The 26,692-nt window shown below is 38.7% G+C and carries 19 protein-coding genes and 2 pseudogenes; 20 read left to right on the forward strand and 1 reads right to left on the reverse strand.

The features are described 5' to 3' along the window. Positions 1-775: 775 nt before the first annotated feature. From BBBE_RS01500 to BBBE_RS01590, 20 genes and pseudogenes are all read left to right on the forward strand, one after another. A complete protein-coding gene (locus tag BBBE_RS01500; RefSeq protein WP_010700852.1) occupies positions 776-3,760 on the forward strand; it encodes a hypothetical protein in 2,985 nt (994 codons plus the stop codon). Next, on the forward strand, positions 3,732-4,004 hold the full coding sequence (locus BBBE_RS01505; protein WP_022708618.1) for a hypothetical protein: 273 nt from the start codon (positions 3,732-3,734) through the stop codon (positions 4,002-4,004). The genes BBBE_RS01500 and BBBE_RS01505 overlap by 29 nt, the downstream gene beginning before the upstream one ends. A gap of 106 nt (positions 4,005-4,110) precedes the next feature. After that, positions 4,111-7,617, forward strand: a complete 3,507-nt coding sequence (locus BBBE_RS01510; protein WP_010700853.1) for a hypothetical protein — start codon at positions 4,111-4,113, stop codon at positions 7,615-7,617. Positions 7,618-7,729: 112 nt separating this feature from the next. Next, the gene (locus tag BBBE_RS07110; RefSeq protein ID WP_010700854.1) at positions 7,730-12,325 is read left to right on the forward strand and encodes a YadA-like family protein; all 4,596 of its coding nucleotides are present in this window, start codon (positions 7,730-7,732) and stop codon (positions 12,323-12,325) included. Between the two features lie 222 nt (positions 12,326-12,547). Further along, a pseudogene (locus tag BBBE_RS07650) lies at positions 12,548-12,640 on the forward strand (hypothetical protein); the annotation flags it as partial. A gap of 255 nt (positions 12,641-12,895) precedes the next feature. Further along, positions 12,896-13,588: pseudogene (locus BBBE_RS01520) on the forward strand (YadA-like family protein); the annotation flags it as partial. Further along, the gene (locus BBBE_RS01525) at positions 13,588-14,163 is read left to right on the forward strand and encodes an invasion associated locus B family protein (protein ID WP_022708621.1); all 576 of its coding nucleotides are present in this window, start codon (positions 13,588-13,590) and stop codon (positions 14,161-14,163) included. The pseudogene BBBE_RS01520 and the gene BBBE_RS01525, both read left to right, overlap by 1 nt. A 989-nt stretch (positions 14,164-15,152) precedes the next feature. Next, positions 15,153-15,881 (forward strand): RlmE family RNA methyltransferase, encoded by a 729-nt coding sequence (locus BBBE_RS01530; RefSeq protein ID WP_010700855.1) that lies wholly within the window; start codon positions 15,153-15,155, stop codon positions 15,879-15,881. A gap of 170 nt (positions 15,882-16,051) precedes the next feature. Beyond that, positions 16,052-17,074 carry a GTPase ObgE gene (gene obgE / locus BBBE_RS01535; protein ID WP_010700856.1) on the forward strand — a complete coding sequence of 341 codons (1,023 nt, stop codon included), beginning with the start codon at positions 16,052-16,054 and terminating at the stop codon, positions 17,072-17,074. A gap of 5 nt (positions 17,075-17,079) precedes the next feature. Continuing rightward, positions 17,080-18,231, forward strand: a complete 1,152-nt coding sequence (proB, locus tag BBBE_RS01540) for a glutamate 5-kinase (protein ID WP_010700857.1) — start codon at positions 17,080-17,082, stop codon at positions 18,229-18,231. 39 nt (positions 18,232-18,270) lie between these two features. Further along, positions 18,271-19,527: a glutamate-5-semialdehyde dehydrogenase gene (locus BBBE_RS01545; RefSeq protein WP_010700858.1), complete on the forward strand. Its 1,257-nt coding sequence runs from the start codon at positions 18,271-18,273 to the stop codon at positions 19,525-19,527. 23 nt (positions 19,528-19,550) lie between these two features. After that, positions 19,551-20,144 (forward strand): nicotinate-nucleotide adenylyltransferase, encoded by a 594-nt coding sequence (locus BBBE_RS01550; protein WP_010700859.1) that lies wholly within the window; start codon positions 19,551-19,553, stop codon positions 20,142-20,144. Positions 20,145-20,204: 60 nt separating this feature from the next. Next, positions 20,205-20,648 carry a ribosome silencing factor gene (gene rsfS / locus BBBE_RS01555; protein WP_035464474.1) on the forward strand — a complete coding sequence of 148 codons (444 nt, stop codon included), beginning with the start codon at positions 20,205-20,207 and terminating at the stop codon, positions 20,646-20,648. A 1-nt stretch (position 20,649) separates the two neighbouring features. Then, positions 20,650-21,132, forward strand: a complete 483-nt coding sequence (rlmH, locus tag BBBE_RS01560; RefSeq protein WP_010700861.1) for a 23S rRNA (pseudouridine(1915)-N(3))-methyltransferase RlmH — start codon at positions 20,650-20,652, stop codon at positions 21,130-21,132. Between the two features lie 158 nt (positions 21,133-21,290). After that, positions 21,291-22,508, forward strand: a complete 1,218-nt coding sequence (locus tag BBBE_RS01565) for a murein hydrolase activator EnvC family protein (protein ID WP_022708623.1) — start codon at positions 21,291-21,293, stop codon at positions 22,506-22,508. Next, complete coding sequence (locus BBBE_RS01570) at positions 22,498-23,811, forward strand: S41 family peptidase (RefSeq protein ID WP_010700863.1); 1,314 nt, start codon at positions 22,498-22,500, stop codon at positions 23,809-23,811. Before BBBE_RS01565 ends, BBBE_RS01570 begins: the two co-directional genes overlap by 11 nt. A gap of 59 nt (positions 23,812-23,870) precedes the next feature. Continuing rightward, the gene (locus tag BBBE_RS01575) at positions 23,871-24,392 is read left to right on the forward strand and encodes an RNA pyrophosphohydrolase (RefSeq protein ID WP_010700864.1); all 522 of its coding nucleotides are present in this window, start codon (positions 23,871-23,873) and stop codon (positions 24,390-24,392) included. A 106-nt stretch (positions 24,393-24,498) separates the two neighbouring features. After that, positions 24,499-25,056: an invasion associated locus B family protein gene (locus BBBE_RS01580; protein WP_010700865.1), complete on the forward strand. Its 558-nt coding sequence runs from the start codon at positions 24,499-24,501 to the stop codon at positions 25,054-25,056. A gap of 334 nt (positions 25,057-25,390) precedes the next feature. Continuing rightward, entirely contained in the window at positions 25,391-25,684 is a 294-nt protein-coding gene (locus BBBE_RS01585) for a YggT family protein (protein ID WP_010700866.1), read from the forward strand. A gap of 30 nt (positions 25,685-25,714) precedes the next feature. Next, positions 25,715-26,041 (forward strand): DUF167 domain-containing protein, encoded by a 327-nt coding sequence (locus BBBE_RS01590; protein WP_010700867.1) that lies wholly within the window; start codon positions 25,715-25,717, stop codon positions 26,039-26,041. Between the two features lie 55 nt (positions 26,042-26,096). On the opposite strand, the gene ppa is transcribed toward BBBE_RS01590, so the two are convergent. Next, complete coding sequence (gene ppa / locus BBBE_RS01595) at positions 26,097-26,627, reverse strand: inorganic diphosphatase (RefSeq protein ID WP_010700868.1); 531 nt, start codon at positions 26,625-26,627, stop codon at positions 26,097-26,099. Positions 26,628-26,692 lie beyond the last annotated feature (65 nt).

Here is a 26,692-nt window from a genome sequence, read left to right on the forward strand (position 1 = left end):
TTTGGTATGCAGTTACAAAAAATACATAAAAAATATTGCATCTTATTCCTCATATTCACGTAGAAATAAAACACATTCCAATCTTTACTAAGAATCCACTTTAGAAAAATGACACAAAAACGCTTTAACTTTTCTATTTACTAGTCCACATATACCCATTAACATACAAACACGTTGCCTTCTAAAAACTTAGAAGCAACACTTAAACACATAACCATCATTTAGCTTAATTACTTAAAAATAAGGAAGATACAAAAACACCATAACCTTCACTTCTAAATAACACCTTCCAAAGACAAAACAATCTCTTTAGACACTTCAAAAATACACTAAAAAGATTGAAAGCCCTCCCTAACGTTTATTTAGAAACCCAAATATCACAAAGAACAATACCACCACTTTCTTTGTATATTAAAAACCTTTTGAGTCTTTTTAAGCTAATGACAACCAAATATACCTTTTTGACATTCAAATAAGTTGTTTAACATTTTTATTTTAAGAGGATTTGTTATGAAAACTACCTACTCTTTGTAGAGATAAAACCTTTAAGGACTATTCTCCTTTCCGATTACTGTTGACATGAAAGCTCATTTGAAAGCTGAAAAACTGTATTCTTTTGTTTTTTAGCATCCAAAATTGGCTCTGCTTTATGGTTTATTTTTATGTTTATTGTCGCAATACAAAAACAACCATTTCATCAAATAGCGCCTAATTGTGACTTTTAAATGGCTCAAGTGCATTTTTTTGATGTTTTTTTATTTTTGAAAGATTTGTTATGAAAAAAGTACATGTCGCTCCAAAGAACAAAAGCTTCAATGGTCAAAGACCTCTCTGTGAGGTGCCTTTGGTTAGAGCTGTTTCATTAGGGGCGGTGATGGCTGCGCTTTTGTCGGGCGTTTCTCCAGTTTTTGCTTCTCATCTTTCTTCAACAGGGTCGAAAGTTCAAAGTGTAAGTGCAGGTGCATTTTCTGCCAGCGTTGCTCATGGGCGTGTTGGAGTAGCTAATGGTGATCGTTCTTGTGGGGTAGATCAGGTTGTTAGTCATAGTTCATCACGGTTGGGTAAGAAGGTATCTGCAAAAGAGCAGTATAAGAAATTGACTAAAAATCAACTTTCTGATGGTTCTGGTGGCTATTCTTTTGAGAGTAGTTGTGGGGCTAATGCATCAGTAAATGCTTTAACAGATTCTTCAGTTGATCTAGATGTGGCGGCAAGCGATTGGTTTTTAGAAGAAAATGGTGTCATCAACTGGTCGGACAATACAAGGTCTGTCAATGCAACGGGTGCACGTGTTGTTAACGCGCGGGGTACGCCAACGGCACTCCTGTGTTTAAGTACTAGGGGTAGCTTGTGTATAGGTAAAAGCAATTATGTCAATCCTGACAATGACCGCCTTATACGCCAGGCTGTTGCTATAGGTGCCAATACTGAGATAAACTTGAATAGACCGTATAACACTAACAGGTTTTATAATCCTTTTTCTAATACCCTACTACTTGGAAACGACGGGCCGACGAGAAGTACTAGAGCTCAAGTCTCTGTTGGTAGTGACGCACGATTTGGTTTTACGCGACAGATTACGGGGGTAGCTGCTGGTCGTGATGATACTGATGTAGTGAATGTTGCACAGTTGAAAGAGTTTAGGAAATGGCGGGAAGAGAATATTTGGAATCTTTATATTAAAGAGGGGGATAAGCAGGTTGATGCGGGGGGGATTGGTACCGTTCGAGGATTGAGTCTCTTTGGTGAAAATGGTATAATGCTTAACTATAATAATATTGGCGGAACGACGACCGTATTAATGGATTTTAGCAGCGATCTTCAACTAAAAACGAGAAAAGTTAGCATAGAAGGTGCCGACATATGGCTTGGGAATTTCGAGGGTAGTCAGGGTAGTCTTGGAGGAAAAAGGATTGAAAGAGCGGCTAATGGAGTTCTTTCAAAAGATTCGACAGATGCGGTAACAGGTTCTCAGCTTTATGCAGTTGATAAGGCTATTGATATTAAGGATGTTCAAGGTAATGTGACCACCTTGGATACGAATATTAATAAGTATTTAGGAGGTGGGGCTAATGTGCTGAATGGTGAACAGCCAGTTTATACCGTTCAGGCGAATCAGTATAATGGTGTCAGAGTTGCTTTTAGGGCGGTTGATAATACGCTGACGGATCTTTATAAGAAGCTTGACCAAATTGAAGGTGGTAGGGCTGACAACCTTGTAGTGCAGCATTCAGAAACGAAGGTCATCACGATTGGTGCTCAAGCTGAGGGTGATAAGATCTCTATTTTAAACGATGAAGAGAAAGTTCGTGTTCTCTCAGGTGTAGCTGAAGGAGATCTTTCAGAAAATTCTAAAGATGCGGTAACAGGAAAGCAGCTTTATGAGACCACCCAGACAGTTGCAGGCTTGACGAGCACAGTGTCTGGTGTTCAAAAGAATATCACAGACTTTGATGCCAATCTTTCGGCATATTTGGGAGGTGGAGCAGATGTGTTGAAGGGTATAGCTCCTACATATACCGTTCAGACGAAGCAGTATAATGGTATCGAAGCTGCTTTTAAGGGGGTTGATGATTCATTAACGGTTCTTTTTGATAAAATTGAGAGTGTGGAGGGAAATAACCTTGTCGTACAAGAAGAAGGGACGAAGGTAATCACCATTGGTAAGGATGTTGATGGTGATAAGATCTCTATTGCAAACAAAGATAAAGCTCCACGTAAGCTTACTGGTTTGGCTGCAGGGGATGTTTCAGACAAATCAACAGAAGCAGTGACAGGTAAGCAGCTTTTTGCGTTGAATAACAAAGTTTCAGCTTATTTAGGTGGTGAAGCAGATCTACTGAACAATAAAGCGCCCACATATACCATTCAGACGAAGAAGTATAATGATGTCGGAGCTGCGTTTAAGGGAGTTGATGATTCATTAACGGTTCTTTTTGATAAAATTGAGAGTGTGGAGGGAAATAATCTTATACTACAAGAAGAAGGGACGAAGGTAATCACGATTGGTGCTCAAGCTGAGGGTGATAAGATCTCTATTGCAAACAAAGATAAAACTCCACGTAAGCTTACCGGTTTGGCTGAAGGAGATCTTTCAGAAAATTCTAAAGATGCGGTAACAGGAAAGCAGCTTTATAAGACCACCCAGACAGTTACAGGCTTGACGAGCACAGTATCTGGTGTTCAGAAGGATATCACAGACTTTAATGCCAATCTTTCAGCATATTTGGGAGGTGGGGCAGATGTGTTGAAGGGTATAGCGCCTACATATACCATTCAGGATCAAGAGTATAATAATATTGCCTCTGCCTTTGAAGGTGTAGGTAGTTCGCTTGAAGATCTTACTGAGAAGGTTGATGATGCGACAGGTAAGCGGTTAGCTAGAGAAGAAGGTAACAAGCTTGTTGTGCAAGATAGTGGTTCGAAGTTGATCACCATTGGTAAGGATGTTGAGGGAGATGAGATTAGTCTTCTTAACAAAGGTGAAGGGGTTCGTGTTCTCTCAGGTGTAGCTGAAGGAGATCTTTCAGAAAATTCTAAAGATGCGGTAACAGGAAAGCAGCTTTATAAGACCACCCAGACAGTTACAGGCTTAACGAGCACAGTATCTGGTGTTGAGAAGGATATCACAGACTTTAATGCCAATCTTTCAGCATATTTGGGAGGTGGGGCAGATGTATTGAAGGGTATAGCGCCTACATATACCATTCAGGATCAAGAGTATAATAATATTGCCTCTGCCTTTAGGAGGTGTAGATAGTTCGCTTGAAGATCTTACTGAGAAGGTTGATGATGCGACAGGTAAGCGGTTAGCTAGAGAAGAAGGTAACAAGCTTGTTGTGCAAGATGGTAGTTCGAAGTTGATCACCATTGGTAAGGATGTTGAGGGAGATGAGATTAGTCTTCTTAACAAAGGTGAAGGGGTTCGTGTTCTCTCAGGTGTAGCTGAAGGAGATCTTTCAGAAAATTCTAAAGATGCGGTAACAGGTAAAGCAGCTTTATAAGACCACCCAGACAGTTACAGGCTTAACGAGCACAGTATCTGGTGTTCAGAAGGATATCACAGACTTTAATGCCAATCTTTCGGCATATTTGGGAGGTGGGGCAGATGTGTTGAAGGGTATAGCGCCTACATATACCATTCAGGATCAAGAGTATAATAATATTGCCTCTGCCTTTAAGGGTGTAGATAGTTCGCTTGAAGATCTTACTGAGAAGGTTGATGATGCGACAGGTAAGCGGTTAGCTAGAGAAGAAGGTAACAAGCTTGTTGTGCAAGATGGTAGTTCGAAGTTGATCACCATTGGTAAGGATGTTGAGGGAGATGAGATTAGTCTTCTCAACAAAGGTGAAGGGGTTCGTGTTCTCTCAGGTGTAGCTGAAGGAGATCTTTCAGAAAATTCTAAAGATGCGGTAACAGGTAAGCAGCTTTATAAGACCACCCAGACAGTTACAGGCTTAACGAGCACAGTATCTGGTGTTCAGAAGGATATCACAGACTTTAATGCCAATCTTTCGGCATATTTGGGAGGTGGGGCAGATGTGTTGAAGGGTATAGCGCCTACATATACCATTCAGGATCAAGAGTATAATAATATTGCCTCTGCCTTTAAGGGTGTAGATAGTTCGCTTGAAGATCTTACTGAGAAGGTTGATGATGCGACAGGTAAGCGGTTAGCTAGAGAAGAAGGTAACAAGCTTGTTGTGCAAGATGGTAGTTCGAAGTTGATCACCATTGGTAAGGATGTTGAGGGAGATGAGATTAGTCTTCTCAACAAAGGTGAAGGGGTTCGTGTTCTCTCAGGTGTAGCTGAAGGAGATCTTTCAGAAAATTCTAAAGATGCGGTAACAGGAAAGCAGCTTTATAAGACCACCCAGACAGTTACAGGCTTAACGAGCACAGTATCTGGTGTTCAGAAGGATATCACAGACTTTAATGCCAATCTTTCAGCATATTTGGGAGGTGGGGCAGATGTGTTGAAGGGTATAGCGCCTACATATACCATTCAGGATCAAGAGTATAATAATATTGCCTCTGCCTTTGAGGGTGTAGATAGTTCGCTTGAAGATCTTACTGAGAAGGTTGATGATGCGACAGGTAAGCGGTTAGCTAGAGAAGAAGGTAACAAGCTTGTTGTGCAAGATGGTAGTTCGAAGTTGATCACCATTGGTAAGGATGTTGAGGGAGATGAGATTAGTCTTCTCAACAAAGGTGAAGGGGTTCGTGTTCTCTCAGGTGTAGCTGAAGGAGATCTTTCAGAAAATTCTAAAGATGCGGTAACAGGAAAGCAGCTTTATAAGACCACCCAGACAGTTACAGGCTTAACGAGCACAGTATCTGGTGTTCAGAAGGATATCACAGACTTTAATGCCAATCTTTCAGCATATTTGGGAGGTGGGGCAGATGTGTTGAAGGGTATAGCGCCTACATATACCATTCAGGATCAAGAGTATAATAATATTGCCTCTGCCTTTGAGGGTGTAGATAGTTCGCTTGAAGATCTTACTGAGAAGGTTGATGATGCGACAGGTAAGCGGTTAGCTAGAGAAGAAGGTAACAAGCTTGTTGTGCAAGATGGTAGTTCGAAGTTGATCACCATTGGTAAGGATGTTGAGGGAGATGAGATTAGTCTTCTCAACAAAGGTGAAGGGGTTCGTGTTCTCTCAGGTGTAGCTGAAGGAGATCTTTCAGAAAATTCTAAAGATGCGGTAACAGGTAAGCAGCTTTATAAGACCACCCAGACAGTTACAGGCTTAACGAGCACAGTATCTGGTGTTCAGAAGGATATCACAGACTTTAATGCCAATCTTTCGGCATATTTGGGAGGTGGGGCAGATGTGTTGAAGGGTATAGCGCCTACATATACCATTCAGGATCAAGAGTATAATAATATTGCCTCTGCCTTTGAGGGTGTAGATAGTTCGCTTGAAGATCTTACTGAGAAGGTTGATGATGCGACAGGTAAGCGGTTAGCTAGAGAAGAAGGTAACAAGCTTGTTGTGCAAGATGGTAGTTCGAAGTTGATCACCATTGGTAAGGATGTTGAGGGAGATGAGATTAGTCTTCTCAACAAAGGTGAAGGGGTTCGTGTTCTCTCAGGTGTAGCTGAAGGAGATCTTTCAGAAAATTCTAAAGATGCGGTAACAGGTAAGCAGCTTTATAAGACCACCCAGACAGTTACAGGCTTGACGAGCACAGTATCTGGTGTTCAGAAGGATATCACAGACTTTAATGCCAATCTTTCAGCGTATTTGGGAGGTGGGGCAGATGTGTTGAAGGGTATAGCGCCTACATATACCATTCAGGATCAAGAGTATAATAATATTGCCTCTGCCTTTGAGGGTGTAGGTAGTTCGCTTGAAGATCTTACTGAGAAGGTTGATGATGCGACAGGTAAGCGGTTAGCTAGAGAAGAAGGTAACAAGCTTGTTGTGCAAGATGGTAGTTCGAAGTTGATCACCATTGGTAAGGATGTTGAGGGAGATGAGATTAGTCTTCTCAACAAAGGTGAAGGGGTTCGTGTTCTCTCAGGTGTAGCTGAAGGAGATCTTTCAGACAAATCGACAGATGCGGTAACAGGTAAGCAGCTTTATAAGACCACCCAGACAGTTGCAGGCTTAACGAGCACAGTATCTGGTGTTCAGAAGGATATCACAGACTTTAATGCCAATCTTTCAGCGTATTTGGGAGGTGGGGCAGATGTGTTGAAGGGTATAGCGCCTACATATACCATTCAGGATCAAGAGTATAATAATATTGCCTCTGCCTTTAGGAGGTGTAGTAGTTCGCTTGAAGATCTTACTGAGAAGGTTGATGATGCGACAGGTAAGCGGTTAGCTAGAGAAGAAGGTAACAAGCTTGTTGTGCAAGATGGTAGTTCGAAGTTGATCACCATTGGTAAGGATGTTGAGGGAGATGAGATTAGTCTTCTCAACAAAGGTGAAGGGGTTCGTGTTCTCTCAGGTGTAGCTGAAGGAGATCTTTCAGACAAATCGACAGATGCGGTAACAGGTAAGCAGCTTTATAAGACCACCCAGACAGTTGCAGGCTTAACGAGCACAGTATCTGGTGTTCAGAAGGATATCACAGACTTTAATGCCAATCTTTCAGCGTATTTGGGAGGTGGGGCAGATGTGTTGAAGGGTATAGCGCCTACATATACCATTCAGGATCAAGAGTATAATAATATTGCCTCTGCCTTTAAGGGTGTAGATAGTTCGCTTGAAGATCTTTCTGAGAAGGTTGATGATGCGACAGGTAAGCGGTTAGCTAGAGAAGAAGGTAACAAGCTTGTTGTGCAAGATGGTAGTTCGAAGTTGATCACCATTGGTAAGGATGTTGAGGGAGATGAGATTAGTCTTCTCAACAAAGGTGAAGGGGTTCGTGTTCTCTCAGGTGTAGCTGAAGGAGATCTTTCAGAAAATTCTAAAGATGCGGTAACAGGTAAGCAGCTTTATAAGACCACCCAGACAGTTACAGGCTTAACGAGCACAGTATCTGGTGTTCAGAAGGATATCACAGACTTTAATGCCAATCTTTCGGCATATTTGGGAGGTGGGGCAGATGTGTTGAAGAGGTATAGCGCCTACATATACCATTCAGGATCAAGAGTATAATAATATTGCCTCTGCCTTTGAAGGTGTAGGTAGTTCGCTTGAAGATCTTACTGAGAAGGTTGATGATGCGACAGGTAAGCGGTTAGCTAGAGAAGAAGGTAACAAGCTTGTTGTGCAAGATAGTGGTTCGAAGTTGATCACCATTGGTAAGGATGTTGAGGGAGATGAGATTAGTCTTCTTAACAAAGGTGAAGGGGTTCGTGTTCTCTCAGGTGTAGCTGAAGGAGATCTTTCAGAAAATTCTAAAGATGCGGTAACAGGAAAGCAGCTTTATAAGACCACCCAGACAGTTACAGGCTTAACGAGCACAGTATCTGGTGTTGAGAAGGATATCACAGACTTTAATGCCAATCTTTCAGCATATTTGGGAGGTGGGGCAGATGTATTGAAGGGTATAGCGCCTACATATACCATTCAGGATCAAGAGTATAATAATATTGCCTCTGCCTTTAAGGGTGTAGATAGTTCGCTTGAAGATCTTACTGAGAAGGTTGATGATGCGACAGGTAAGCGGTTAGCTAGAGAAGAAGGTAACAAGCTTGTTGTGCAAGATGGTAGTTCGAAGTTGATCACCATTGGTAAGGATGTTGAGGGAGATGAGATTAGTCTTCTTAACAAAGGTGAAGGGGTTCGTGTTCTCTCAGGTGTAGCTGAAGGAGATCTTTCAGAAAATTCTAAAGATGCGGTAACAGGAAAGCAGCTTTATAAGACCACCCAGACAGTTACAGGCTTAACGAGCACAGTATCTGGTGTTCAGAAGGATATCACAGACTTTAATGCCAATCTTTCGGCATATTTGGGAGGTGGGGCAGATGTGTTGAAGGGTATAGCGCCTACATATACCATTCAGGATCAAGAGTATAATAATATTGCCTCTGCCTTTAAGGGTGTAGATAGTTCGCTTGAAGATCTTACTGAGAAGGTTGATGATGCGACAGGTAAGCGGTTAGCTAGAGAAGAAGGTAACAAGCTTGTTGTGCAAGATAGTGGTTCGAAGTTGATCACCATTGGTAAGGATGTTGAGGGAGATGAGATTAGTCTTCTCAACAAAGGTGAAGGGGTTCGTGTTCTCTCAGGTGTAGCTGAAGGAGATCTTTCAGAAAATTCTAAAGATGCGGTAACAGGTAAGCAGCTTTATAAGACCACCCAGACAGTTACAGGCTTAACGAGCACAGTATCTGGTGTTCAGAAGGATATCACAGACTTTAATGCCAATCTTTCGGCATATTTGGGAGGTGGGGCAGATGTATTGAAGGGTATAGCGCCTACATATACCATTCAGGATCAAGAGTATAATAATATTGCCTCTGCCTTTGAGGGTGTAGATAGTTCGCTTGAAGATCTTACTGAGAAGGTTGATGATGCGACAGGTAAGCGGTTAGCTAGAGAAGAAGGTAACAAGCTTGTTGTGCAAGATGGTAGTTCGAAGTTGATCACCATTGGTAAGGATGTTGAGGGAGATGAGATTAGTCTTCTCAACAAAGGTGAAGGGGTTCGTGTTCTCTCAGGTGTAGCTGAAGGAGATCTTTCAGANAANTCNANAGATGCGGTAACAGGTAAGCAGCTTTATAAGACCACCCAGACAGTTNCAGGCTTAACGAGCACAGTATCTGGTGTTCAGAAGGATATCACAGACTTTAATGCCAATCTTTCGGCATATTTGGGAGGTGGGGCAGATGTGTTGAAGGGTATAGCGCCTACATATACCATTCAGGATCAAGAGTATAATAATATTGCCTCTGCCTTTAAGGGTGTAGATAGTTCGCTTGAAGATCTTACTGAGAAGGTTGATGATGCGACAGGTAAGCGGTTAGCTAGAGAAGAAGGTAACAAGCTTGTTGTGCAAGATGGTAGTTCGAAGTTGATCACCATTGGTAAGGATGTTGAGGGAGATGAGATTAGTCTTCTCAACAAAGGTGAAGGGGTTCGTGTTCTCTCAGGTGTAGCTGAAGGAGATCTTTCAGAAAATTCTAAAGATGCGGTAACAGGTAAGCAGCTTTATAAGACCACCCAGACAGTTACAGGCTTAACGAGCACAGTATCTGGTGTTCAGAAGGATATCACAGACTTTAATGCCAATCTTTCAGCATATTTGGGAGGTGGGGCAGATGTGTTGAAGGGTATAGCGCCTACATATACCATTCAGGATCAAGAGTATAATAATATTGCCTCTGCCTTTGAAGGTGTAGGTAGTTCGCTTGAAGATCTTACTGAGAAGGTTGATGATGCGACAGGTAAGCGGTTAGCTAGAGAAGAAGGTAACAAGCTTGTTGTGCAAGATGGTAGTTCGAAGTTGATCACCATTGGTAAGGATGTTGAGGGAGATGAGATTAGTCTTCTCAACAAAGGTGAAGGGGTTCGTGTTCTCTCAGGTGTAGCTGAAGGAGATCTTTCAGAAAATTCTAAAGATGCGGTAACAGGTAAGCAGCTTTATAAGACCACCCAGACAGTTACAGGCTTAACGAGCACAGTATCTGGTGTTCAGAAGGATATCACAGACTTTAATGCCAATCTTTCGGCATATTTGGGAGGTGGGGCAGATGTGTTGAAGGGTATAGCGCCTACATATACCATTCAGGATCAAGAGTATAATAATATTGCCTCTGCCTTTAAGGGTGTAGATAGTTCGCTTGAAGATCTTACTGAGAAGGTTGATGATGCGACAGGTAAGCGGTTAGCTAGAGAAGAAGGTAACAAGCTTGTTGTGCAAGATGGTAGTTCGAAGTTGATCACCATTGGTAAGGATGTTGAGGGAGATGAGATTAGTCTTCTCAACAAAGGTGAAGGGGTTCGTGTTCTCTCAGGTGTAGCTGAAGGAGATCTTTCAGAAAATTCTAAAGATGCGGTAACAGGTAAGCAGCTTTATAAGACCACCCAGACAGTTACAGGCTTAACGAGCACAGTATCTGGTGTTCAGAAGGATATCACAGACTTTAATGCCAATCTTTCGGCATATTTGGGAGGTGGGGCAGATGTGTTGAAGGGTATAGCGCCTACATATACCATTCAGGATCAAGAGTATAATAATATTGCCTCTGCCTTTAAGGGTGTAGATAGTTCGCTTGAAGATCTTACTGAGAAGGTTGATGATGCGACAGGTAAGCGGTTAGCTAGAGAAGAAGGTAACAAGCTTGTTGTGCAAGATGGTAGTTCGAAGTTGATCACCATTGGTAAGGATGTTGAGGGAGATGAGATTAGTCTTCTCAACAAAGGTGAAGGGGTTCGTGTTCTCTCAGGTGTAGCTGAAGGAGATCTTTCAGAAAATTCTAAAGATGCGGTAACAGGTAAGCAGCTTTATAAGACCACCCAGACAGTTACAGGCTTAACGAGCACAGTATCTGGTGTTCAGAAGGATATCACAGACTTTAATGCCAATCTTTCAGCATATTTGGGAGGTGGGGCAGATGTGTTGAAGGGTATAGCGCCTACATATACCATTCAGGATCAAGAGTATAATAATATTGCCTCTGCCTTTGAGGGTGTAGATAGTTCGCTTGAAGATCTTACTGAGAAGGTTGATGATGCGACAGGTAAGCGGTTAGCTAGAGAAGAAGGTAACAAGCTTGTTGTGCAAGATGGTAGTTCGAAGTTGATCACCATTGGTAAGGATGTTGAGGGAGATGAGATTAGTCTTCTCAACAAAGGTGAAGGGGTTCGGACACTTTCTGGTGTGAAAGCAGGAACAATTACTACAGCTTCAATAGAAGCAATAAATGGTGCCCAGCTTTATGAAACGAACACCACGATAGCAAAGTATTTTGGTGGTGGTGCTGAGTATAATGGTCAATGGGAAGAACCGACGTTTGCGATTATAGACTTTGGTGCACAAGGCAAAAGTGGAGAACAACAATATCACAATGTAGCTGATGCTTTTGGTGCTGTTAATAACAGTATGTCAGGTCTCAATGATCGTATTGAGCAGATTGAACAACAGAAGGGTTCTCCGGCGAATTCTGATAGTTTAAATTGGAATAGTGATAAAAATGCTTATGATGCTAGCCATAATGGTCAGCCTAGTAAGATCACGAATGTAGCAAATGGTGTAGTTGCACAAGGTTCCACTGATGCGATTACGGGTGATCAACTTTGGGCGACGAATAATAAAATTGACAGTCTTGAAGGAAAAGTTGATGGTCTTACAAATGGAATTGTTACTTATGATAAAGATGCAAATGGCAACAAAATGAATAGTATCACTTTAGTAGGTACTGGTGACGATACACCTGTGCTTATTGATAATGTTGCAGATGGTAAAATCGAAGAAGGTTCAAAACAAGCAGTCAATGGTGGTCAGCTGCATGATTACACCAAAGAGCAAATGGACCTTGTCCTTGCAGATGCCAACAAATATACGGATGAAAAAATACAAAATATAAAAAATGTGGAAAATATACCCACCGATATCATTACACAAGCTAACGCTTATACTGATATGAAATTTAATGCTTTAAACTCTGAAATTAAAAATGCTCAAAAAGAAGCACGACAAGCCGCCGCTATTAGCTTGGCCGTATCTAACTTACGTTACAATGACACACCTGGTAAACTCAGTGTTGCATTTGGTAGCGGTGTATGGCGCGGTCAATCAGCAATTGCTTTTGGAAGTGGTTATACATCTGAAAACGGAGATATACACTCTAGTCTCTCCATCACTACTGCCGGAGGTCATTGGGGTATAGGAGCAGGCTTAAGCTTAATGTTAAAATAACAAATCCCCCCTTATAATAACTTCACATCCAAATATTCTTTTAAGAAGATTTGTTATGAAAACCACATACTCTTTATAGAGATAGAACCTTTAAGGACTATTCTCCTTTCCGATTATTGTTGACATGAAAGCTCATTTGAAAAAGGCTATGGCTTATTTATTACAAATGGTCCGGCAGTAACTACTGATGCAATCAATGCTGCCGATAGACATATTATAGGTGTGGCAGATGGAGATCTCTTGAGCGGATCGAAAGAAGCAGTAATAGGTTCTCAGCTTTATAAGATAAACACCACGATAGCGAAGTATTTTGGTGGTGGAGCTGAGTATAATGGTCAATGTAAAGGGCCGATGTTTACAATTGCAAACTTTGGTGCGAAGGATAGGAGTAGAAAACAAACATATAATAATGTAGCTGATGCTTTTAATGCTGTTAATAGCAGTATGTCTGGTCTCAATGATTGTATTCAACAGATTGAAAATCAGGTAAGTTCTCCAGTGAATTCTGATAGTTTAAATTGGAATAGTGATAAAAATGCTTATGATGCTAATCATAATAGTCAGCCTGGTAAGATCACGAATGTAGCAAATGGTGCTATTAAGAAGAATTCTACTGATGTGGTCACAGGTAAGCAGCTTTGGAAGACGAACAGAAAGGCTAACAAGCTTGAAAACAGGATTGATAATGTGGTTGATCAAGTCGATATTCTCAATGATAGGGTTGTCACCTATGATATAGATGAACGGAGTGAAAAAACTAATACCATTACCTTAGCAGGTGGTAATGAAAGTGATCCTGTGCTCATTGATAATGTTGCAGATGGTAAAATTGAAAAAAGTTCAAAACAAGCAGTCAATGGCGGTCAGTTACATGATTACACCGAAGAACAAATGAAGCTTGTTCTTGCAGACGCCAACAAGTATACAGATAAAAAAATAGAGGATGTATTTAGTAGTGCTGTTGCACGAGCCAACACTTATACTGATATGAAATTTAATGCTTTAAATTATAGAGTTGAAAATGTGCAAAAGGAAGCAGGACAAGCCGCTGCTATCGGTTTGGCTGTAGCTAATTTAAATTATATTAATACGCCAGGAATGCTCAGTGTTGCATTTGGTAGCGGTGTATGGCGTGATCAATCAGCAATTGCTTTTGGAGCTGGTTATATGTCTGAAGATGGAAGGATGCGTTCTAATCTATCTGTCACCACTTCTGGAGGGCACTGGGGTGTAGGAGCAGGATTAAGCATAGCATTAAAATAATGGTGATAAATCGAAAGAGTATTATTGCAGGTCTTTTGTTTGTTCTTGTCTTTTTAGGAAAGGCTGTAAGCTTTTCTGAGGAGCAAGACAGTGTTTATACGGTGCATCCACCGCAATTATCAGTGCCCGGTGGAAAGCCTGGTGAAACGCGTCGAATTATTATGCAATTTGATTATTGGACATTAATTTGCGATGAAAACAAAACAATGAAGCAAGGGATCTGTAATGTAACTCAGACAATCCACGATGATAAAGAAGGTAACAAGGTTTTTAGCTGGTCTCTTGTTTCTACAAAAAATGGTCAGCCGGTTATGTTGTTACGAACGTTGCCAAATGCTAACATAAATGTTCCTATTGAAGTATTTATGGAAGATGTTAAAAAACCGCTTCTTATTAATTACAAGCAGTGCAATCAAGAAATCTGTTTGGCGCAATATCCTGTAGGGCCTGTTTTAATGAAACAAATAAGCAAAAGTAGCAATGTGCGCATCTCTTATCAGCTTAAAGAGGGAAAAACACTTTCTTTTGTAGCGCCATTTAAAGGCCTAAATGAAGCGCTGTTTTCTTTGCAATAATAAGATTAAAAAAAATAAGTTTGTTGGCAAAATCATAATGTTTTCAATTATTAAATTTCATTTTTTACACAAAATTGCCAGTAATTGAGTTTTTATGCCGCAGTATCCATAGAAATGATTTTTTATAAATCAAATAATGTATTGTTTTGTAGGAGTGAAATCGTATAAACTTTTTTATGTTCTTTTAAAAATTAGTGCAAAACATTTTAGGCAATTATTATTTAAGTACGATAAAAGCTTACTATTTAACTGAACATAGTCAGTTTATTCAATGAATTTTAAGTAAAGTCGGCTTTTAAGTTAGAAATTGTGAATCAGGCAACAGAAGCGTATTGTACTATTTTAGGATATGGCGCATTATTAGTTAAGTTAAATATTTACGCGGTCGATTGTGCTTTTTGATATTGACAGTAGATTGTTGAGAATTGTGCTCTTTACATTTAGCTAGACGAATTACAACTTAAACATCTCTTTCTATTAGTGTTGTTTACATTTTTTGAATGTTTGAAAATAGAGATGTAAGTTTAAGTAATTTTTAAAATCGTTAAAATGAAGAGAGTTAGTCCATAATCTGAAGTTTTATATTTGGGGAACTTTTGGAGCTCTTACTGCTTTAAAGGGATACGCTTTAATCTAGGATGCTATAATTGAAGTTACATGATATTAACATAGGTATGATTACAAGAGATTGGTTTTTGAGTATTTGATGAATAATATAGATATTACTTTTATAATAAAGCGTTTATTTTCATGATACATCAGGAAACGAGAAATTAATCCTTGTAATGGTCTAGAAAGAGCAAATTTAATTTTAGCCTTTTGTGCAATTTTCAACTTTATTTGAGAAGTTTAACCTCGCCAATGGTTGAGAGTTTAACTATGGGGTGAAAAATGGTACTTTGGTAGCATTACTGGTACACTGTGGTGTAGTCATAAGAAAAGAGATTTCTAAGCGCTAGTAATTATCAATATAGAGATAATAAACGACCATGAAAAAAACTATAAAAACATCAACAGGTGGACGTGGCGGTGCAGGTTCGCATGAATTATATCAGCGAGTCAAAAAAAAAGCAGGGACCATTAAAGCATCGTCACGGAGGTGGTTGGAAAGACATTTGAATGATCCTTATGTCCATCAATCGAAAATGGATGGTTATCGTTCACGTGCTGCCTATAAATTGATCGAAATTAACGAACGCTATAAGATATTAAAAAAAGGTCAAAAAATTATTGATTTAGGAGCAGCACCTGGAGGGTGGTGCCAGGTGGTGGCACGTATAGTGGGGTCAAATGATCAAAGGCCTAGCGTAGTTGGTATTGATTATTTGCATGTAGATCCTCTACCTGGAGTTGTAATGTTAGAAATGGATTTTTTTCATGAAGATGCACCACAAAAATTGATAAATGCTTTAGGGGCAAAACCAGATGTAGTTCTTTCTGATATGGCAGCGCCAACAACAGGTCATCGTCAGACAGATCATTTGAGGACAGTTTATTTATGTGAATCTGCTGCTGATTTTGCTATTTCAGTTCTCAAGCCTGGTGGGCATTTTTTAGCAAAGACTTTTCAGGGTGGGGCAGAAAACACTCTTCTTACGAAATTGAAACAGAATTTTAAAACAATCCATCACGTTAAACCACCTGCAAGTCGAACAGAATCAGTTGAGCTATATCTTGTAGCTCTTAAATTGAAGGAGAAAACCGAAACACAACAATAATTCCTTTTTTTGAAGAAGTTGGAAATTATTTTATTGATTTGAATATAAAAAACATTTCCAAATAATTTTGAATAATATTATGTGTGGTTTTCTTTTGTAGGTAGAAAACTGGTAAGATTAATCCATTTTCTATAAAAATAAATATAATTAATTCCTCTGTGAGCACTGCCATGAAATTTCTTGATCAGGCTAAAGTTTATGTTCGTTCTGGTAATGGTGGAGCAGGAGCTGTATCATTTCGTCGTGAAAAGTTTATAGAATTTGGAGGTCCCGATGGGGGTAATGGTGGGCGTGGTGGTGACGTTTGGATTATTGTTGTTGATGGCCTCAACACATTGATTGACTACCGCTACCAGCAGCATTTTAGAGCAAAAACGGGTGGGCATGGCAAAGGCCGTAATATGACGGGTGAAAAAGGTGAAGATGTCATCCTTAAAGTACCGGTTGGGACACAAATTTTTGCAGAAGATAATAAAACCCTGATTTGTGATTTAACAGAAGTTGGTCAACGGTATTGTCTTGCAAAAGGAGGTAATGGCGGTTTTGGTAATCTTCATTTTGCTACATCTACGAATAGGGCGCCCCGCCACGCAAATCCTGGTTTGAGTGGAGAAGAACATACATTGTGGCTGCGTTTGAAACTGATTGCTGATGGAGGGGTGATTGGTTTGCCTAATGCTGGGAAATCAACCTTTTTAGCATCGGTAACGGCTGCAAAGCCAAAAATTGCGAGCTACCCTTTTACTACGCTGTATCCTCACCTAGGTGTTGTGCGTAGTGATGCCAGTGAGTTTGTTTTGGCTGATATTCCTGGCTTAATTGAAGGAGCACATGAAGGCGTGGGAATTGGTGATCGTTTTTTAGGACATGTAGAACGGTGCCGTGTTTTAATTCATTTAATTTCTGTTCAAGAAGAAGATGTGGTCAAGGCATATCAAATTATTCGTACTGAACTTGAGGCGTACGGAAATAATTTAAGCGATAAAAATGAAATTGTTGCTCTAAGCCAGATAGATACTCTTTCTGTTGAGGAGTGTAAAACTAAGCAAGAGATGTTGCAAAAGGCGATTGGTAAATCTGTGATGATGCTTTCTGCGGTTAGTCATGAAGGTTTAGACAATGTGTTACGTGTTGTTGCTCACATGATTGAAATGGAGCGTCAAGACAATATCAATAAAGATGAGCAGGGTTAAAGAAGATGGCGGTTGGATTGCAAAAACTTGAGCAATATAAACGCATTGTAATTAAGATTGGTTCTGCACTTTTAGTTGATCCCCAAATAGGTTTACGTGTTGAATGGCTTCAAAGTTTGATAAGTGATATTGTTGCATTACACCAAAAGGGAGTTGAAATTTTATTGGTATCTTCTGGTGCTGTTGCTTTAGGGCGGACATTATTACATCTTCCTAACGGTGCTTTAAAATTAGAAGAAAGTCAGGCATGTGCTGCTTTGGGGCAGATTGAACTTGCCAAAGCTTATACTGATATTCTTGCTCAACATGGATTAAGAACAGGCCAAATTTTGCTGACATTATTCGATACAGAAGAACGTCGACGTTATCTCAATGCACGTGCTACAATTAATACGCTTTTACGTTTTAAGGCAATACCTGTTATTAATGAGAACGATACCGTAGCAACAAGCGAAATTCGTTATGGTGATAATGACCGTTTGGCAGCACGCGTCGCAACTATGATGGGTTCTGATCTTTTAATACTTTTATCAGATATTGATGGCCTTTATACACAATCACCTCATCTCAATTCAAATGCTGAATTTATTTCTTTTATACCATCCATTACAAGTGATATTGAAAAAATGGCAGGTGGTTCTGATTCACTTCTTTCCCGGGGTGGAATGAAAACAAAACTTGACGCTGGAAAAATAGCTAATTCTTCTGGAACGGCTATGGTTATTACTTCGGGAAAGCGTATAAATCCTCTTTCCGCACTTGATCAAGGGGAACGTAGCAGTTTTTTTGCTCCTAGTAAAAAGCCAGTCAATGCTTGGAAAACGTGGATTTCTGGTAATTTAGATCCATCTGGTATTTTAACTATTGATCAAGGCGCTGTGAAGGCTCTTAAATCTGGGAAGTCATTATTAGCTGCGGGGGTTGTAGCGGTTAAGGGAGTATTTTCCCGTGGAGATACAGTCGCAATTGTTGATGAAAGTGGAGTTGAGATTGCTCGCGGTCTTGTAAGCTATGACAAAGATGAAGCAGTAAGCATTATAGGACGTAAAAATGAAGAAATAGAGCGCATTCTCGGGTATGAGTCACGCTCTGCTATGGTACATCGCAATGATATGATTTTACGTAATTTAACTGGTTTTTCTTTTAAAAAAAGCTAGTTTTTATTGTAGATTACTTTTTGATAAATGGATAATTGCATGACTTTAAAAAAAGAGATGAAAGCTATGGGGCAAAAAGCGCGTAATGCTGCTTCAAAGCTTGCAATTCTTTCTGCTGAAGAAAAGAAAAATGCGTTGGAAATGATAGCTCTGAGTTTGGAAGCTCAGTCAAGTGAGATTTTACATGCTAATAGTCAAGATTTAGCAAATGCAGCTCAAAATAATTTGAAGCCAGCGATGATTGATCGGCTGAAGTTAGATGAATTACGTTTACGTGCAATAATAGACAGTGTCAGACAGATTGCATATTTTCCTGATCCTATCGGACAAGTGGTAAGCGAATGGACACGCCCTAATGGGTTGCATATACGTCGTGTACGAACACCACTTGGTGTGATTGGTATCATTTATGAAAGTCGACCAAATGTTACAATTGATGCAAGTGCTTTGTGCTTAAAATCTGGAAATGCTGCAATTTTACGTGGTGGTTCAGATAGTTTTCATTCTGCATACGCTCTCTATTTAGCGTTGGTAAAAGGACTGGAGAAAGCCAGCTTACCTAAAGACATTATCCAGATGGTTGAAACAACAGATCGTGCTGCTGTTGGAGAAATGCTCAAGGGATTGGATGGTGCAATTGATGTTATTATACCTCGTGGTGGGAAAAATCTTATTGCACGTATTCAATCTGATGCACGTGTTCCTGTTTTTGCACATTTAGAGGGGCTTTGTCATATTTATATTGATAAATCAGCAAATTTAGATATGGCACGTGATATTGTATTAAATGCAAAATTGCGACGTACAGGTGTATGTGGAGCTGTTGAAACAGTTTTAATTGACCGTCAGGCATTAAACAAATTTATTCCTGTTCTTATTGCTTTACACGAAAAAAGGTGTGAAATTCGTGCAACAGAAGATATTGTTTCGCTAATGCCAGAAGTTAAATTAGCACATGAGGAAGATTGGTCTTGTGAATATCTTGATGCAATTCTTTCTGTCAAAACAGTTGATAGTGTAGAGGGAGCCGTTGCGCATATTAAACGTTATTCATCAGGACATACTGAATCAATTATTGCTGAGGATATGAGAGTGGTGGAGATATTTTTTAAACATTTAGATTCAGCTATTTTACTTCATAATGCATCAACACAATTTGCAGATGGAGGTGAGTTCGGTTTTGGGGCAGAAATCGGGATCGCAACAGGGAAAATACATGCACGTGGACCAATTGGTGTTGAACAATTGACGTCATTTCAATATCAAATTACAGGAAGTGGGCAGGTTAGACCTTGAATCAATTCCTATGGGAAAATTGTATGCCACATATCGAAAGGTCGAGTATTGTTGGCCTATTTGGTGGTTCATTCAATCCACCACATGCAGGGCATCTTTTTGTTGCAAAAACTGCAATTCGGCGTTTACGTCTTGATCAATTATGGTGGATGGTAACTCCAGGAAATCCTTTAAAAGATTGTACACAATTACCATCTATACACGAAAGAATGCAGCTAAGTTTTGAGCTCGTTGATCATCCAAAGATTCGTATTACTGGTTTTGAGAAGGAGATAGGTAGCACGATATCAGTGGAAACAATTACTCATATTCTTGCCCACTATAGAGGGGTACATTTTGTATGGGTTATAGGGGCAGATACTTTAGCAACGTTTCATTATTGGCGTCGATGGCGTGATATTATGTCTATGCTTCCTATTGCGATTGTTGATCGTCCCTCACTGCGTACGCCAGCGCTTTCTTCTCCTGTGGCACGAACTTACCGTTATTTTCGTTTAGATGAAAGAAAAAGTGCACTTTTACCTTTTATGTCGCCACCAGCTTGGACTTATTTACATGGACCTTTATTTTTTCAAACTTCAACACAGTTTCGCTTAAAAGAAAATAATTTTTCTTGAACATTTTATAAGATTCTGCAAATCTCTATGAAAAAATTCCTCTTTTTTCTATAATTTCAAATGATAAGAAAGGGTATCGACCTGGAAAATAACTCACAAAAATGCCATCATCTCATGGAAGCACCGGTAGAAGAAAAATTCTTTTTAGTATCTGATGGTCTTAAAATTATTCTCAGTAGTTTAGAAAATGCAAAAGCAGAAGATATTGTTTCTATTGATCTTCAGGGTAAGTCATCTTTGGCTGATTATATGATTATTGCTTCGGCACGTTCGCAGCGTCATGTATCAGCTGTTGCTGACCATTTGTTATGGACTTGGAAAGATAGTGGATACGGTAAGGCAAAAGTAGAAGGGTTTTCTACGGGTGATTGGGTATTAATTGATATGGGAGATATTATAGTTCATCTTTTTCGTCCAGAAATTCGTACTTTTTATAATTTAGAAAAAATATGGCTTGCTCCAAATTTAGACGATATGAAGACAATTGTCTTTGGAGACAATTGATATGCAAATTTCTATTTTTGCTGTTGGACGCATGAAAAAAGGAGCTGAGCAGACATTAACTCGTCGTTATTTGGATCGTTTTTCTAAAAGTGCTGGAGTTGTAGGTCTTCATTTTAAAAAAATGCAAGAAATATCGGAAAGTCGCGCTCAAACAGCATGCCAGCGCATGGAAGAAGAAGGTGAAAAACTTTTTGAAACTTTGTCTGAAAAGTGCCGATTGATTGTATTGGATGAGCGTGGAAAATTAATTTCGTCATCTTCTTTTGCTGAAAAGCTGGCGTTTTATCGCGATGAGGGTATTCGTGATTTAATAATCGCTTTAGGAGGGCCTGATGGGCATAGTGAGCATGTTAGAAATCGCGCTGACTTTCTTTTATCTTTTGGTTTTATGACATGGCCACATCAAATTGCACGTATATTGCTTACAGAACAGCTTTATCGGGCTGTAACAATTATGAGCCATCATCCATATCATCGTTTCTAGCTTTTTGTGTGATTTTTAGCATCTATTATTGTAATTTATTAATATTGTTTTAGTTGACACCGTTTAAAGCATTTTATTTGATATGATTGGGCTTGACGGTTAGATAAATGACGCAGATTCTTCATAAAAAAATGCAATATTTATTTAAGCCATACATTATGTTTATGGTACTGGCATTGAGTATAGGATTTTACTCATCTGTATCTTATGCTGAAGATAATGATAGTCGTGAAGCAGTACATAAAATGTTGATGGAAATTCGCCAAAATATTTCAGTATCACGTGAACGTATTGCTTTCCTTGATAGTCAAGTTACTCGTTTAAAGAAAGATCAACGTACTTTAACTGATGAATTAGTAAAAGTAGCTAAAGCAGAACATGATATAGAGCGTAATATTACTGAAAAAAAAGAAAAGCTTGAAAAACTCATACAACAGCAGACACAAGTACACAACAATTTAAAGAACAGCCGAACTGAATTTGCAGAACTGTTAGCTGTTTTAGAGCGAATGGGGCTAAATCCACCTCCTGCTATTATGGTGCAGCCTGAAGATGTATTGGCTTCTATACGTAGTTCTGTGCTATTAGGAGCTGTCATTCCTAAGATGCAGGAGAGAACGCTGGTTTTGTCAGCCAATCTTAAGAAATTAACTAATTTGAGCTATTCCATTACTACAGAATGTACGGCTTTAAGAGATGAAATGCAAAATCAAGCTGAACAGCGCAAACATTTAGAGTTTTTATTAAGTGAAAAAGCAAAATTACAAAAAAAATCGGAAAAAGAATTGATAGAACAACGACAAAAAAGTAGTGCTCTTTCTAAGAAAGCTCATTCTTTGGAAGAATTAATTTCACAACTTGAACATGAATCACAACTTAGCGCGAATTCATCAGCGCAAATCCAGAAGAATATCCGATTGTTGGAAAAGCTCAATTTTGAGAGTCAAAAAGGCTCTTTACTTTTTCCTGTATCGGGAAAAAAAATTCAACGATTTAATAGCGGTTCTCATGCTACACGCTTTGGTGAAATAATTGAAACAGAACCAGCAGCTTTAGTAACAACTCCTGCAGATGCTGTTGTTGCTTTTGCTGGAACATTTCGTTCTTATGGGCAGATAATCATTCTCAATGTTGGAAGCGGTTATCATATTGTTCTTGCTGGGATGGAAAAAATAAACGTAACTCAAGGACAATTTGTTTTTGCGGGAGAGCCTCTTGGAGTGATGAGTACACAATTTGTTGCAAGTGCTGTTACATTAGATATAGGTAAAAATGCTTTAATGCTTTACATTGAATTTAGAAAAGACGGAAAACCTGTGAATCCAACCCCTTGGTGGCAGACTGAAAAATTGAAAAGGGAGAAAAATGATTCGTAAAGTTATTTTTTTAGTCGTTGGGGTGTTACTCAGCGCCAGTTCGATAATTGTAGTGCAGTCTGTTGCTGCAAATAATGAAAATAATACTTATAAACAACTGGCCATATTTGGTGATATTTTTGAACGAGTGCGTGCGCAATATGTGACAGTACCAGATGATAAAAAGCTTGTTGAAAATGCTATAAATGGTATGCTCTCATCGCTTGATCCGCATTCATCTTACATGGATGCTGAAAAAGCCAAGGATATGAGAGATTCTACTAAGGGGGAATTTGGCGGCCTTGGTATTGAGGTGACTATGGAGAAAAACTTAATAAAAGTTGTGTCGCCGATAGATGATACACCTGCTTCAAAAGCAGGCATTTTAGCAGGGGATATTATTTCAAAAATTGATGGCAAAGAGGTAAATGGTCAAACATTGAATGAGGCCGTCAATAAAATGCGAGGTGCTGTTGGAACTCCAATTACACTGACAATTATTCGTTCTGGTGTTGATAAACCGTTAGAGATTAAGATTATTCGTGATATCATAAAGGTGAAAGCAGTAAAATATCGTATTGAAAATGATATTGGTTATTTAAGACTTATTCAGTTTAGTGAACAAACTTTTGTTAATCTTAAAGCTGCAATTAAAGATATTCAGTCTAAAATTCCTCAAGATAACTTAAAAGGATATGTTCTTGATTTACGGCTTAATCCCGGTGGTCTGTTAGATCAGGCTGTGAGTGTTTCAGATGCTTTTCTCAATAAAGGTGAAATTGTATCGACACGTGGTCGTAAAAAAGGTGATGTGATGAGATTTGATGCTAAACAAGGCGATATAATTAATGGGAAGCCTCTTATTGTGCTCATTAATGGTGGTTCAGCTAGTGCTTCTGAAATTGTTGCAGGTGCTTTACAAGATCACCGTCGTGCTACAATTTTAGGAACACAATCTTTCGGTAAAGGATCTGTTCAAACGATTATTCCTTTGGGTAATGATAATGGTGCTTTACGCTTAACGACAGCACTATATTACACACCATCTGGCACATCAATTCAGGGAACCGGAATCACTCCAGATATTATTGTAGAGCAGCCCTTGCCTGAAAAATATAAAGGTTATAATGTGACGGTTGGTGAATCTGAGTTGAAAGGGCATATTAAAGGGAAAAGGGAAAGTGATAAAGGGTCTGGTTCAGCTGCTTTTGTTCCGAAAGATCCGAAGGATGATGTCCAATTGAATCAAGCTTATAAACTTTTACGAGGTGAAATAGTGAATGCAGCGTTTCCACCAGATCCTAATAAAGGTATTTTAAAGTAACAGGAAATATTTATAATCTGCATTTTTGTATGGGTTATGCTCTTTTAAGAGGTTATTTTATGGATACAATTGTTGATTTCAAAGCTCTTCCTTATCGGAAAGGCGTTGGAATGCTTGTATTTAACCGTGAAGGTAAGGTTTGGATTGGGCGCCGTTTAATGACGTTTGCTTATACAAATGCTGATATATCTAAACTTTGGCAGTTACCTCAAGGGGGGATTGATGAGGGTGAAAATCCACTAGATGCGGCACGACGTGAGTTATATGAAGAAACAGGTATCCGGTCGATAAAGTTAATTAAAGAAGCAAAAGATTGGTTCTATTATGATTTTCCACAAGAACTTGTTGGGCACGTGTTGAATAGTAAATATCGTGGGCAAATACAAAAATGGTTTGCTTTTCAGTTCATGGGAGAGCCTTCTGAAATCACAATTAATCCCCCACCTGATGGTAATAAAGCAGAGTTTAACCAATGGAAATGGGTTAATTTCGAAGCACTTCCATCACTTGTTATTTCTTTTAAGAAACATGTCTATACACAAGTTGTTAATGAGTTTCGAAATAGTTTTAGATATTTATAAATTTATGATTACAAAAAGCTATTGTTTCGTTGAGATACTTTAGTATCATATACCACTATTAGAAAGAGTCAAAGTGATTCTATTTATATGAGGAACTGAGTATAAAATGAAAAAATTACTAAATTTCTTTGTAATTTCTGCGTTATTAAGTATTTCTCCTGTAGCGTTTGCCCAGAATTCAAAGCCAATTGCAAAGCCTTCTGTAGCTACGTTGCCAAATGGTGCTTCTTCGTTGACAGAGACGTATGATTTGTGGAGCGTTAACTGTGGTATACAGGAGGGGAAGAAAGTTTGTTTCATGCTCCGTCAGGAAGTTAATGACCAGAATCGTGTTGTAGTGGCTATGAATGTTGTGCTCGATGCTGATGATGTTGTATCTGGAAGTTTGACGGTTCCTTTTGGTATTTTAGTTTCTAAGCCGATCCGTTTACATGTAGATGATTCAAAAACTGTTATTGAAACCAGTGTTCGCACTTGTGTACCAGCAGGTTGCGTTGTTCCAATAATTTTTGATAAAAATTTTGTAGCAGCTTTACGCACTGGGAAGCAGCTGAAATTATCTATGACAGTTGCTGCTCCAGGTGAACCACCTCTGAATGAATTATTCGTTCAACTGAATGGTTTTGGTGATGCACTTAATCGTTTAATGGCTTTGCAAAAATAATTTTCTTATCAAATGGAAAGCGGCCTTTTTAGGCCGTTTTTAATTTAAAGTATTTTTTGTAGAAAAACTGAAGTTATTTATTAATTGAGTGGGAAGAAGCAATCTAGCGTTTTTTGCTCCGTTTTTCATTCGATTTTGCTCCTATTTAACTGGTAATTATCTTATCTAATGTTGTTGTTTAATTTTATTATATGATATGTATTTAAGGATTAAGTTACTTACCATTTTTCTTTAGTGAAAAAAGAGCTTAACTGTAGAGCCATTTTGATAGGTTTATTATTATGAATGCACTATATATGATCTTTTATTCTATTGGTTGGTAAAGGAATAAAGAATGATCTATGCATTGCTTCAAGTGATTGATCTTATTTTAAGTATTTATGTTGCTATTTTGATAGCCAATGTTATTTTTTCTTGGCTTTGTGCATTTAATATCATAAATATGCGCAATCCCTTTGTTACAATGATAGGGAATTTTCTTTATTGTGCTACAGAGCCGATTTTAAGTCGTATCCGGTATTTTTTGCCAAATCTTGGAGCAATTGATATTTCACCTATTATAGTTTTTCTGATTATTTATTTTATTCGTATTTTTATGTGGCGAGCTTATGTAGGTTTATTCTTATAAATATAAGAATATTACACCAAACAGATAAAGATGCTGTATCGTATTGATGCCAGTGGCTTAATTTTATTCGTTCGTTTGATCCCTAGAGCTTCAGTAGATAGCATAGTAGGGGTTGAGAGTTGGGATGGTGAAACACAGCATTTAGTTATACGTCTTCGTACTGTTCCTGAAAATGGCAAGGCAAACAAGGCATTGATTAAATTTTTAGCAAGGCAGTGGAAAATACCATCTTCTTATATTTCTCTTAAGAGTGGTACAACATCACGTTATAAACAGCTTCGTTTTTCAGGATATATAGAAGAACTTGAACAAAAACTGCAATTTATGAGCAATATACATTTAAGGAAATATGAATGAAAACTATATAAGCCTGTTAAAAAAACAGGCTTTGATTTGTTAGAGTTGATCTATTCTATTCCTTTGTTGCGTTTGCGATAGCTTCCTTAATCAATTCACGTGCGAAGTTTTTGTCACGCCAACCTTCAATTTTAACCCATTTTTCAGGCTCAAGATCTTTATAATGCTGAAAAAAATGTTCAATCTGCTTTAATGTGATTGTAGGAAGATCTGTATAATTATGAACATTAACATATCGCTGCGTTAATTTTGGGGTAGGGACAGCAATAATTTTTTCATCTTTACCACCATCATCTTCCATAATTAAAGCCCCGATTGGGCAGACATTGATAACACAACCAGGCATGAGTGGACGAGTATTACAAATAAGAACGTCAATTGGATCACCATCTTCTGAAAGTGTATGTGGAACAAAGCCGTAATTGCCGGGATAGACCATAGGTGTATAGAGGAAGCGATCAACAAATAATAATCCAGATTTTTTATCCATCTCATATTTTATTGGTTGGCTACCAACAGACACTTCGATGATAACATTAATATCTTCTGGTGGATTATTGCCAATAGGTATCTCTTTAATATTCATTATAAATATCCTTTCCGGAGTCAAATCAAATAAAATGCACTAAAATATTTTCTAAGGGAGGCATG

Origin of the sequence: Bartonella bovis 91-4, assembly GCF_000384965.1 — a bacterium.
Lineage (GTDB): Bacteria > Pseudomonadota > Alphaproteobacteria > Rhizobiales > Rhizobiaceae > Bartonella > Bartonella bovis.